Raw genomic sequence first — 12,378 nt, forward strand, 5'->3', positions numbered from 1 at the left:
GTTTTGACAATCCATATCACAATAATTATTATCACGATACTTAAAAGTCCAAACCATATATCTTTAAATAAATCTTCTTTGTCTATAAAGAAGCGCGCAATCAATCCCACTATACCAATACTGACAAGTATAGTCATCGTAGAACAACCTTTTTTATTATCATTCTTATCGGTCATTGTAAAATAATCGGTTATTTAGACTTTATTACAACTACTTTTATTTTCTCAACTTCACATGTGTAGGGATTATAAACATCATCTTGTTGTATTTCTAGATATGTTCCTTCTATCACTTGATTACTTCCCTTATTAAACGGAATAGTATCTACTCTAATGGGTGTATCTTTATTAATACCATGTTCTTCCATTTTTTCCTTTATGGCAGTGTTTAATTCTTCTATAGTATTCATACGTTTTTTAAACTTGCATTTTGTTCCGTATAGAATTCTCCAACTGTATATTTGTCAATATTTAATTCCGCTGGAATGAATGATGTTGTATAAATCATTTGATATTTTTCTGAATCAAACTTTTCGGCTTCTTCTACAAGTATTTTTTGAAAATTTTCAGCTCTTATTTTTTCAATTCCTTTATCTTCCATATTATCACAGAAAATAAATCTTGGATATCGCATTCTTTCGATACCAAGCGAAGCAAGGAAAATAGAAAATCTTGCAGAAATTTTCAGATAAAAACTTGAACTGGCAGAATACTTTGCGTCTTTGTCAGAAATATAAGCCATATTATTTCTAAAATCAATGTGGAATTCTTTTGCCTGATAGAAATCCTCTTGCCTCTTAAGGTCATTATTTAATAGATAAACACCTTCTTTTTCAATTTTATTTTTGATGTCTAATTTAAGTTTCTCTTGTTCGGCTGATATCTTTTTAATTGAGAAATCCAAAGCTTCAATCTCTTGTTCTAAATCGGACTGAAGTTTTATTAAACTTTGATACATTTCTGCATTTTCAAATAGTGTTCTTAGTTGGATTATTTCTCCTTCTATAAAACCTTTATCTACATATAATTGGTCTAACTTTTCTTGTCTTATTGTTTTTACATCATTAATACTACTATTAACTTTTTGTTGAATATGAAATAACTCTAATTTATTTGATTCTAATTCAGCTTGTAATTCTAGTAGTTGTCTTTTCTTTATGGATATAAGATTTTTTGATTCTCTAATTTGAAAATCAATTTCTTGCTCTATTTTTCTTGCTTGAGTTATACCAAAACTATCATCAATATCAGTTTTACATAGTTTGCAGACATTTTCATTTTCAATTGGTTCAATAGGAGATAAACATTCTGGGCAATTTTGAATAGGAAAATTACCTAATAAATCTCGTGTCAAAATAGATTTATTTAAAGCTTTTAGTTTGTTTTTCAGTGCTTGGATAAAATAATCTGTATCCTCAATTTCATATGAAAAATTCTTAATCTTTTGTTCAAGTTTTTTTACCTTTTGACGTTGTAAAATTGCTTCTGTATTTAGCTTTTCAAAGTCTAATTGAGTTTTTTGAGTGAAACGAACTTTTTTCTCTTGGTTTTTTAAATCAATAATATCACTTTCAATTTGATTGATTTCTTTTTCCTTCTCTGTAATGCGTTGATTTAAACTACTTGGTATAAGGTCATACGGATTTTGAATAAAACGTTTTATTACTTTAATTTCTCTTTTGGTTTCGTCAAGTTCTTTATCAGCTTCAACTTTTCTTTGTTTCTTATCATATAATTCTTGTCTATAAACCCCAAGTAATAAATCAGCTACGGTTTCTCTAGTTAATGTAGTATCAAATTCTTCATAATAGAATAAAGAATTTGTGGGTGAATCTTGGTCTAAATAGAGTAGTCTAAGTATCTGATGAAATGTTATATTGTTTTCACCTTTAACTATAGGAAGGTCGAGATTTTCAAATAATACATTTGAAAAGCTTTTTTTGTTATCGGTTGTATTAAAATTAAATTTTTGCCAACCTTCGGTTTTATTTTCGGCTTCTTCTAAAGTTCCCCAAAAAATGAATAACCCTTCTGTTTTGTTTCCTTTACCGAATTTATTTAGATTGATTTCCCTCTTTAGTGTTAGAGGTGCCTTATTTATCTCTATCTCAGCTATTACGTACGAACACTTCTTTGCTTCTTTTACCCAATCATTAAAAGCTCCACCTAACACATAGAACATAAAATGTGTGATAGTAGATTTCCCACTACTATTATTACCTCTTATAATATTAATTCCTTTATGAAAAATTTCATCATATGCGATTTTACCATTTCTGGTGTAAATTTTCATTCTGTTAAAAAAGAGGTTATTATGCATCATATTTACTTTCCAATAAACCGGTTCTACTTTTTAAACCGTCAATACCAAATAAAGAAATTTGATAAAAATGACTTGTTAAAAGTTTAATTGCATTTTCTTCTTGCACACTTAAGTCTTTAAAGTCATCTACGTAATCATCAAATATGTTTTTATTAATACTTGATATTCTGTTTTCTTGAAGATAATCTTTATTCACTATTCCATATGAAGCTAGACATTTTATAGCAGTCATTTGATATGGTTTAATTTTCTCAAACATTTTTCGGTCATTAATAACCATTTCGTAAGGGTTTTCCTCTTTGACGATATAGTTTTTAATTATTTTTTTGACATCTTGTTCTTCACGTTTTAATCTTATGGTTTTCATTTTATTTGGATAAAGCAAATAGTAATCCCAAATTCTTAATCTGTCTATTTCTATTAATCCGTCTTGTTTAAAATGAGCAAGCAGTTTCATCATTCTGTAAACTGTGTGATATAAATCATATGCTTTTTGATATACAATCATACTTCCCAATTTATATGGCAATTGCCTGTGAGATAATGAAACATTCCCTGAATTTCAGTTGATGATAAACCAATTATATCATCGCATCCTTCTGATTCGATTAAATCCAAAATCGGTTTTACAACGTCACTTGATATCGTTGCTAATATTTCTCTTTCCGGTATGCCTTCCCGTAACATTGGTTTAATTAAGTTAATGTACTTTTCAAGGACTATTGCTAAAATAAAGGCAAATATTTCTTGAGCTGGCTCGTAATTTTGGTAATAAACAAGCTTCTTGTGAAACTCTTGTTTTAGCCAAGCAAAATCTTCATATAAGTAACTTTTGTCTGCATTTAATAATTTTCGTTCAAGACCTATTGTGTCTCTACGTGTAGTATATCTTTTAAGGTTATCTGATATTTTTTCAATTTCTTCGCTATTATCTACACTTCCTTTAAGCTTTTCAAATAGAGATGATAATTTTCCATTTGAGCCAATGTAATTATTGGTTTGCGAATTATCATCACCACCAATTATTTTATTCTTTGAGCCAGATATATTGGCGTTATTTTGATTAGTTTTTTTTAACATTAACCTTTAGAGTTATCGTCACCGCCAATTACTTTATTCTTTTTTCCTTTTATTTTTATATTGTCTTGGTTTGTCTTTGTATTTCGTTTTCGAGATTTATTGATTGAAATCAGAGCACCACCAATTATTGCTGTAACAAGAGCAATAACTGCTATAATTATTTTTGTAGTATTATCTTCCATAGTTTGCTTTTCAGTTTGCTTTCAACAATTATAATAGTAACTGTTATTATTTTCTCATTATAAATTCTATTTTAGTTTTTTATGGTTTTGCAATATCAATAATTTATCAATGTCTTAATTACGGTTTTCCACAGTGGTTGGTTCTTTCAAAAAAACACCCCGTACCCAGAGTGAACCTGGATATGGGGATTATTTATAATTTTTACGTTGCTCCTAAATTACTAAAAAATACAATAAATTAGGATTTATTTCCCTGATTATTTAAAATGTTTACAACAATATGCATTATCTGGTTCTTGATCTTTATCCCAAAACATGGCTTTGCAAACCTTACAATTTCTCCGACCTCGATACGCTAAGTATTTATATAAAGTCGCTTTGGAGTTAATATCTACTAGTTTCATGATTTCAGTAATAGAAAGCTGATTTTTTTCATCCCGGTAATAGTTTTCTGCTAGAATGGCTTGTGCTTCAGCTTTTTTACTTAGCCCTTTTCGTCTGCCAATTACAGCGCCTCTTCTTCTAGCACTTTCCTGCCCAGCCAATGTTCTTTCTACAATAATATTACGCTCCATTTCAGCAACTGCACTAAAAATAGTAAGCACAAATTTTCCATGAGCAGAAGTTGTATCAATAAATGATTCTTGTAAACTTCTAAACCCTACTTCCAATTGTTCAAATTCATCAACGAGCTTTAGCATATGCGAAACACTTCTAGCAATTCGATCCATCTTCCAAACAATAACCACATCTTCTTCACGTAACTTGCTTAAAAGTAAATCAAGGTTTTTTCGATTTGCTTTTGCTCCTGACGAAACATCTTTATAAATATTCTTTTCTTTTACTCCCGCTTTTAATAAAGCATCGATTTGTAAATCAAATTTCTGAGATGAGGTACTTATACGTGCATATCCAAATAACATATCAGTTCATTTAAGTGTTAAATAGTAAACTTAAAAAATGAACCGCTTTATTGAACTTAGCGGGCATAGAGGTCGAATTTATGAGATCCCGCCGGATAGGCGGGATTAATTCAACTTACGGATTTGAGTGCGTCTTTCAGACTTCTCAAATTCGAGTTTCATTAAAACCACCATTTTAGAAGACTTTAATTTCCCTTAATAAGTATATTAATTTTCATCATTTAGATTGATTGTAACTACTCCATGTTTTTGTTTCTGATTCATATTCATACAATAACATTTTTTCCTGAAATCTTTTAGGAGTAAAATGGAAGCAACCATATTTTCGGATTAATCCAAATAAAGTTTTCTTGATATGATAATCATCTTTTGACATGTCAGGAATACCATTGAGCATAAAAATGCCGGTACTCATTTCGGCTCTTCCTTTTTCGTTAGAGATTACTAAAACACCTTTTCTTTTCGCATCTGAGTAAAAAGAATCAAATAATTCTTTATCCAAAATGATATTCTCTGCTATTAAAACCTTTTTCATGACTAGGATTTTTTCCTAGCCAAAAGTATAAAATTTGGAAATATTCCAATAGTAAAGTTGTGAACAGTTTTTTATTTGTTAAAAAAACTTTTAATAATTCTCTGATTTTATAAAACAGACATGAAACTAAGAATGTCAAACTAAGGGAAAATTCAATTTTTTTTTACTTGATTGTTTACTTGTCTAAAATAGAATCTACTAATACTAAATTAACTTTTAAAACAAATACAATGATTACACACAAAAAAACATTCTATTTTTCACGGCTTATTTTATTATTGGTGCTATTAGTTATTTATAGTTGTCAGAAAGATCAACCAGAACTTAACAATCCAGAAAGCACTTCAACTATTATCGATAGTCAGGGCTTTTTGAAAAGATTGAATAGTAATGAGGATTTAGTCAGAACTCATAAAGGATTAGTTGAATTTATTAAAAATGATGATTATTTGCATAAGCGTCTTTACCAAAATGAGGAATTTATAGTTTCTTTTCTTAGAAATTCAAATTTCAATGAAAAGGGAATCATGAGTTTTAATTATAAGATAGTTCACGAATATTATCCAGAGGATGCCGATTATATTTTAAGTGAAATTTCTAAAGGTTTTGGATTTGATTATGATGAAGTTGCCAAGGATCACGAAGGATACACTTGTACTAAAAAGGGTAACTGCTATGCAGCAGCTAATAATATATGTACTAGTAATTGCTCTGTATCGCCAGATCTTTATGTAGAACAAGACATTTATAAATATTTAAATGATTTCTATAAGTATATACAAGTTTATATAGATCCAGATTTTAATAAAAAAGGATTCGATTCAGTTTCAATTCCCAGAAGAATCTCATCCGAACAATTTTTTGAAACTTATAACTTTGAAAAAATGTTTGAAGGAGATGAGCATAGGGAACAGGTTCAGGAGGAAATTTTAAAAGAAAAAATTGTTGTTATGAGCAGTGAATTAGTCATTAATGATGAAATTATTCACCTCGCTTCTTTATTGTTTACAAAAGGGTCAGAATTACAAAAAATATATAATGATACCGCTGGAATACTTGTAGATTCCAGATTTAATGGAGATGATGATATTGATTGCTATTATGGTGGATATGGTAGTGCTTGTTCATCTTGTATGTGGGTAAAGGCAAAAGAGTGTTGGACACATTGTGAGTTTTGTGACTTTCCTTTTAATCCTAATGAGTTAGAAAACCTAGTTAATCCTAAGGTGTGGAATGAAGACCTAATCCTGCTAGGTCAATTACAATTAGGTTCAATTTTAGAAGGACAACCCGTACTTCCTCTCTTAAAATAACAATTGTAAAAGGGCAGAAGGCCTAGCACCCATCTGTCCTTTTTTATCTGAATAGCCCCTTCTTCCTTTCCAAAACCACCGTAAACAAACTATCTGCTTGTGATCCGTGGTTATGAAACTTAATCTCAGCCACTGCTCTTTTTCTACGAAAGAGATTCCAGGGAGACTTACCAGGTTTTTTGTAATAGTAATAGATATCAAAGTTATGCGTGATTTTATAGTTGGCCATCAGGGTATCCAACTCAGGAACATAGATACCATCAAAGTCTAGATCGGGATTATGAATGCCAAATTGTTTTGCTGGTAATGATTTTAATTTGTTAACCACATACACTGTATCCTTGCCTTTTGCTTTAAAGTTTCCTTCAGTCGAAGATTTTACAGCAGAATAACTAATTAGGTTAAGTCTCAGGTTTCCAACTTCTTTTTTCAGTAGTTGCCGGAGTTCTTCATTCATGACCAACTTTGCATTTCTAGCATTGATTTCGGCTATTTCCGCTCTGGCGCGGCTTTTACCTTCCTTATCTTTCCACTTTTCTATCTCCTGGAATAGTGCATGCTGGATTTCCTTAAAGTCGGTCACTTTTTGTCGTTCTCTTTTCCATCCGTAAAACAGAATTCCTATTAGAATGATTAACGCTATCGGCAGTAGCCTCCAGATCGTTTTTATAATATTGAGATAATAGGTCATACCATTGCGATTTGAGATTGTTCTTCTAATTCTTTAGTCTCAGCAGCTCCAATAATTTCTTTTGTTGAGATGTTGTACTTAATACCAGTAATACCATATCGGTTTTTGGTAGTGACTGCATAATTATTTCTGAAGCTGTCATCTACTTTGATCACTTCTATATTAATTCCTGCATCATATAAAGGTGCTGTTCCTCCTCTAATCGTTTTCTGAGTAGTTCGTTGGAATATGACAATAAAAATAGTATCCGGATACTGCTTTCGTAATCGATCAAAATCTTGTGAAGGTAATCCTGTTTTATTCCAACTATCAATAATAATCACATCAAAAGTGCCAACGGCACTTGTAATTGTGCTGTACCCATTAGGGAGTTGATCCGCTCTGGAGATACGATTTCTGTTTTGTGGACTTAGATATTCATCTTTCATCCTGTTAATCAAATCTGATTTACCACCGATCTCCAAAGTGAAAATGGCAACATTATTTCCAATCTCTGCAAAAGCATCTGCTAGTTGATAGGTAAATCTAGTTTTGCCACCTCCTTGATCGCCTTCAATGGTAATGGCTAGCTCAAACTTTTCTAAATCTCCTAACAATTCTCCCATTGCTCCTGGTAATCTAAAAGTAGGAGTAGAGCTAGTGATGGGTTGCTGATCAAATGAGGTAAACAACGTATTGCCTTTGGCGGGAGTTATCGAGATATTTTTGGACTCTTTACAAGCTATGGAATCAACACCTGATAAACTCTCTTTTGGGTTTTGATTTACAATGTTTTTAAGCTCAGATCGCCATTTCCGATTGATTATAATTTTCACCTGTTCCTGCAAGATCATTTCATTATGACGCTTGATGAGTTTATGTTGTAATTGTTCTATGTGCGCTGAGTAGGGGTCATTTTTTGTGATTTCTTTGTTGGATACTGCTTTTTGTAGTGAATAAATAAAGCTCTTCAATTCATCTTTGGATTGAACGGTTCTATGCATATCCAGAAAAGTCCTGATAAAAGAAATAGAAGCATTATTCTTGATCAACTTTTCTTGAGCAGATAGATAAGCATTCAGTTGCTCCAGGTAGATATCAATAGTTTCTTTGATTTCTGGTTCTTGGTGATAAAAATCTTTGGCTTCTAGGAAGAACTGATGCCCTTTTTGTAGAATATCTGGTATATGTTGAATGTGTTTGTTGGATAATATCTTGTGATAATTATCTAATGAAATAGTATCTTTTTTCATTAGACAAGACTACTTAAATCAATGTATTTACTTTCGGGATGGTTCGTGATAAGTTAGCGTAAGTTTCTATGTTAAAAATCACTTGGCTTTTAACATAGAAACTTACGTTACTTTAGTATATCTTATTTAGTTAGTACCTAGCCCAAAAATATATGTGAAATCTGGAGTTGTATCAACGTCGTAATTCATTAAAATGGTATTTCCTTTTCTAACAGCAATATTATCTTTACCATCACCATTCCAATCTCCTACTAAATATTCATCTTCACTATTGCCAAGTCCATAAAAATAACTTTGATCTGCCGTTCCGTCCATATTGTAATCTATAATAATTTGATTTTCTCGTCTCACAGCAATATCTTCCGTATTATCTCCATTAAAATCACCTATTAGATATTGGTCTTCTTGATTGCCATTACCATAAGACACGGTTTGATATATGTTTGGGTTATCAAAATTCAAATTCATTGTGATATACTGGTTTTTTCTAATACCAATATTGTCCCTACCGTCTTTGTTCCAATCTCCTGATAGATATTCATCCTCACTATCTCCAGATCCGAAATAAAAGATTTTATCTGCCACTCCATCAAAGTTATAATCCATACTAATACCATTACTTCGTCTCACGGCAATATTATCTCTACCATCACCATCCCAATCTCCTACTAAATAGTCATCTTGGTTACCTAGTCCAAAGAAAAAAGAGAAATCAGAAATTCCATCATAATTATAATCCATAATAATCTGATTACTTCGTCTCACAGCTATATTATCTCTACCGTCACCATCCCAATCTCCTACTAAATATTCGTCTTCGTAGGCCAAGTCATATTCATTTTGATTTACTTGAAATTGTACAGTTCCCGTATTGTATAAATGACCATATCCTCCGGTAGCGTCACAATATTCCACAACGGATTCTCCTAATATATCATCTTTATCTGTTACCGTTTTTTTAATTTCAAAACTTTGAGTCGTGTTATCATCAAACTTAGAAGTAAAACCTGATTTGATTTCAACGGGATCTCCAGGATCTTCCTCGACCCAAGAATATAGCATTGCATCTCCATAAATGGTTTTATCCCAGTTTACAATTTCTACATCCAAATTCAACCATTTGGTGGTTTTCATATCTTTTTCTCGAGTATAGAAGTTTTTAGATATTTGTGAAATAGCACCATTCGCTTGTCCAAAAAATACGGTAAGTTTCAACTCTAATCCACCATCGAACCAACCATCTTTAGCATTATTAAAAGCTGTTTTATTATTAAATTTTACACGTTTAATTTTATCTTTTCCAGCTCTTCTATCTCGATCACAACCAGAAGATTTTTCATGAGAACCAATCTTAATAGGAAAATTAATACATTCTGAAAGTTTTTCTTTTAGGAAGAAATTTGTGTTCGAATATTTATAATAAGGAACAGATGATTCTTTGGAACAAAAGATCTTATTTTCAATTTCAGATTGCGCTATAACCTTTACCCTTTCATTCTCATTTAATACTACTACCAATTCTGTTGGTTGTTGAGTTTTGCTTAAAGTTATTTCATTTCCATATTGATCATAAGCAAGAATATGATCTTCTGATCCGTTTGATGAAATAAAAGCTACAATAGGTACTTCCTTTTCAGTATCCCAGTCTTTTGAATTTATCTCACCAAGATCAGGAATCTTTATTTGCAACAAAGGATAATGATTTCCTATATAAGTAATAAGATTTTCAAAAGAAATTTGGTTTTGGGATGAAATAGCTAATAAATGATTTCCAAAGGATAAAGATTCTTCTTTAATCTTTAATTGTTTTTGTAATGCTTCTATCGCTAATACATTATAATCACCATCGAATTGTTTATTAACTTCATTTTTTAAAAATTCTCTTACTTCTTCTTCCTTTAATAAGACAGATAATCTTTTAGTAAGATCTTTTAATAAAGCATCTTTTGTGGTATAAATATCTTGTTCTTGTATCTCAGTTTCAACATTATCATCTTGTGAGCAACTGACAGATAATAATATTATCATCATAAATAAAAATGAGCTTATTTTATTCATTGTTTTAATTTTCTATTTCTTGTTGTATCTACTTTTATTTTAAGGTGTTATTTTGACTAATTCCCACCGTGTTATGTTTCAAAGCTTTGATAACATTAATGTGATACAAGACATAAATGTTACCCCCTATGCTAAAAAAAAATCTAAAGTTCAGTAGATATATACGTATCTTATATATTATGATGCAGATAATAAAAGTTGAAATCGTAAAGCTTTTGATTTCAGAATACTTTTTTCTCTATCACTACTCCTAGAAGTGGTTTCTTTCTCTATAAAACTTTCAAGTAGTTTCAATCCCACAGTTTTAACCACTGGAACACTTACGGCATTTCCAATCAGTTGATATCGTCTGCTATCACTCAATTCTATTTGTTTACCATCTTGTACACCATATTTTGTCCAGTGATCCGGAAAACCCTGTAAGCGTTCACATTCTAATGGAGTAAACTTCCTAACACAATCCAAATTGGTTAACAGATTGTCTCGATATCCTTGTGCTAGAATTGCATTTGCCTTACCATTAGTACTTGGAACAAATTGCTTCTCACTAAAAGGAGTATAATCTTTTCCTTTGCTCTGATGATTCTTTCTAATTCTTTTAGCTTTTTTTGTACGCTCAGTTCGTAGTGGCAACCAGTTGTTAAGAAATAAATTATCTTCAGGAACACCAGTAAGACAATTGATATTGCCATCTTTTCGGAATTCTACTTTTGATCCTCCTTTTACATTTCTACCGCTTCTAATGGTTAAGATGTAAGGATTGTCCTTTACATAAGAGTCACCTACTTTGGTATGTATTGTTGAAGAAATGTTGGCTTTCGAGAGTTTTCTTCGAGCGCAATTTTCAGTCTTTTGACAGCTTTCTCCGATAGGAAATATTTGCGGCCTGGGTTTGCTTCTAAGTGATCCGACAAGGTAGATACGTTCTCGATTCTGGGGGAGAAACCAGGAAGTATTAAGCAATTGCCATTGGATGTCATATATCCCAAGGTTGGCAAATGATCTAAGTACGATTTCAAAGTCTTTGCCCTCGTTACTGGAGAAAAGCCCTTTGACATTTTCAAAGATAAACAGACGGGGCATATAGAGGTCAAGGATTCTAATTGCTTCAAAAAAGAGTCTGCTTTTGCTTCCTTTGATGCCTTCCCGTTTTCCAGCCATCGAAAGATCCTGGCATGGGGAACCGAAGGTGATGATATCCGGTTTTGTGATGGTGTGTTTTTTGATGTTTTCGATAGGTCCTGCATATGTAGAATGTTTAAAATTGTACAAGTAATTAGCTATTGCAAAAGGGTCAATTTCACTGAAGTAATGTTTTTTGAATTTAAATCCGGCCTCTATTAACCCTTTAGGAAAACCTCCTATTCCAGAAAACAGGTCTAACAATACTAGCTCTTTCATAGTTTCCCTTCTTCGGCAAATGAATAGAAATCACCCTTAGTAAGAATGATATGATCCAAAAGTTGAATATCTAGTAATTCTCCAGCTCTTTTAATCTTGGTAGTTATTCTGATATCTGAAGTACTGGGTCTCAATGCTCCAGATGGATGATTGTGAGCAATAATGATACTTGTCGCCAAACTTTTTAGCGCAACGGAAAAGAGAATTCTTAGATCTACAACACTTCCTTTGATACCTCCAACAGAATGTGTATGATACCCTAGTACTTTGTTGCTGTTATCTAAATAAAGAACGAAGAATTGTTCTCTTACCTCAATAGTGTTTTTTGTATAAAATTTGGAAACCGTGGTAGCTACATCCCTTGCAGAACCAATTTTTCCTTCAACCTTTCTTTTCCTAATAAAAGTGATCTTAACTTCTGCAATAGGAGTGTTTTTAGCAGATCCTGTTAAATTATCTAATCCACTAATGGTATAAGAAGGAATTTTTGAAGTTGCTCCAAGTGCATGCTTCTTTGATTTTAATTCTTTGGATGCTCTTTTGATTGCATCTGTCCATTTTTCTCCTTTCTTTCGAATTCGTTTAGCTCGTTTGCTGATGTGAGCAACAGTATTTTTTCTCTTGATCATTACTTTAGAATA

Annotated in this window: 13 protein-coding genes; 1 reads left to right on the forward strand and 12 read right to left on the reverse strand. The window is 31.6% G+C overall.

Annotation, left to right across the window (positions count from 1 at the left end):
- Positions 1-190 precede the first annotated feature (190 nt).
- The 7 genes from Q0910_RS21415 to Q0910_RS21445 form a co-directional block, all read right to left on the reverse strand.
- A complete protein-coding gene (locus Q0910_RS21415) occupies positions 191-409 on the reverse strand; it encodes a hypothetical protein (protein ID WP_299221242.1) in 219 nt (72 codons plus the stop codon).
- Positions 406-2,322 (reverse strand): AAA family ATPase, encoded by a 1,917-nt coding sequence (locus Q0910_RS21420; RefSeq protein ID WP_299221244.1) that lies wholly within the window; start codon positions 2,320-2,322, stop codon positions 406-408. The genes Q0910_RS21415 and Q0910_RS21420 overlap by 4 nt, the downstream gene beginning before the upstream one ends.
- Complete coding sequence (locus Q0910_RS21425) at positions 2,312-2,830, reverse strand: ABC-three component system middle component 5 (protein WP_299221246.1); 519 nt, start codon at positions 2,828-2,830, stop codon at positions 2,312-2,314. The genes Q0910_RS21420 and Q0910_RS21425 overlap by 11 nt, the downstream gene beginning before the upstream one ends.
- Positions 2,827-3,402 carry an ABC-three component system protein gene (locus tag Q0910_RS21430; RefSeq protein WP_299221248.1) on the reverse strand — a complete coding sequence of 192 codons (576 nt, stop codon included), beginning with the start codon at positions 3,400-3,402 and terminating at the stop codon, positions 2,827-2,829. Before Q0910_RS21430 ends, Q0910_RS21425 begins: the two co-directional genes overlap by 4 nt.
- Positions 3,402-3,584, reverse strand: a complete 183-nt coding sequence (locus Q0910_RS21435) for a hypothetical protein (protein ID WP_299221250.1) — start codon at positions 3,582-3,584, stop codon at positions 3,402-3,404. Before Q0910_RS21435 ends, Q0910_RS21430 begins: the two co-directional genes overlap by 1 nt.
- 257 nt (positions 3,585-3,841) lie before the next feature.
- Positions 3,842-4,507, reverse strand: coding sequence for a recombinase family protein (locus tag Q0910_RS21440; protein ID WP_299221252.1), 666 nt, complete (start codon positions 4,505-4,507; stop codon positions 3,842-3,844).
- Positions 4,508-4,724: 217 nt separating this feature from the next.
- The gene (locus Q0910_RS21445) at positions 4,725-5,042 is read right to left on the reverse strand and encodes a hypothetical protein (protein ID WP_299221254.1); all 318 of its coding nucleotides are present in this window, start codon (positions 5,040-5,042) and stop codon (positions 4,725-4,727) included.
- 230 nt (positions 5,043-5,272) lie between these two features.
- On the opposite strand from Q0910_RS21445, the gene Q0910_RS21450 reads away from it, so the two are divergent.
- Entirely contained in the window at positions 5,273-6,355 is a 1,083-nt protein-coding gene (locus Q0910_RS21450; protein ID WP_299221256.1) for a hypothetical protein, read from the forward strand.
- Between the two features lie 43 nt (positions 6,356-6,398).
- Here the strand turns inward: Q0910_RS21450 and Q0910_RS21455 are convergent, their stop codons facing one another.
- The 5 genes from Q0910_RS21455 to Q0910_RS21475 form a co-directional block, all read right to left on the reverse strand.
- The gene (locus Q0910_RS21455) at positions 6,399-7,046 is read right to left on the reverse strand and encodes a hypothetical protein (protein ID WP_299221258.1); all 648 of its coding nucleotides are present in this window, start codon (positions 7,044-7,046) and stop codon (positions 6,399-6,401) included.
- Entirely contained in the window at positions 7,043-8,278 is a 1,236-nt protein-coding gene (locus Q0910_RS21460) for an antirestriction protein (RefSeq protein ID WP_299221260.1), read from the reverse strand. The genes Q0910_RS21455 and Q0910_RS21460 overlap by 4 nt, the downstream gene beginning before the upstream one ends.
- A 126-nt stretch (positions 8,279-8,404) precedes the next feature.
- Complete coding sequence (locus Q0910_RS21465) at positions 8,405-10,336, reverse strand: VCBS repeat-containing protein (protein ID WP_299221262.1); 1,932 nt, start codon at positions 10,334-10,336, stop codon at positions 8,405-8,407.
- A 177-nt stretch (positions 10,337-10,513) separates the two neighbouring features.
- A complete protein-coding gene (gene dcm / locus Q0910_RS21470) occupies positions 10,514-11,737 on the reverse strand; it encodes a DNA (cytosine-5-)-methyltransferase (RefSeq protein ID WP_299221265.1) in 1,224 nt (407 codons plus the stop codon).
- The gene (locus tag Q0910_RS21475) at positions 11,734-12,366 is read right to left on the reverse strand and encodes a JAB domain-containing protein (RefSeq protein WP_299221268.1); all 633 of its coding nucleotides are present in this window, start codon (positions 12,364-12,366) and stop codon (positions 11,734-11,736) included. The genes dcm and Q0910_RS21475 overlap by 4 nt, the downstream gene beginning before the upstream one ends.
- Positions 12,367-12,378 lie beyond the last annotated feature (12 nt).

The sequence above is a fragment of the uncultured Aquimarina sp. genome (assembly GCF_947495315.1).
Lineage (GTDB): Bacteria > Bacteroidota > Bacteroidia > Flavobacteriales > Flavobacteriaceae > Aquimarina.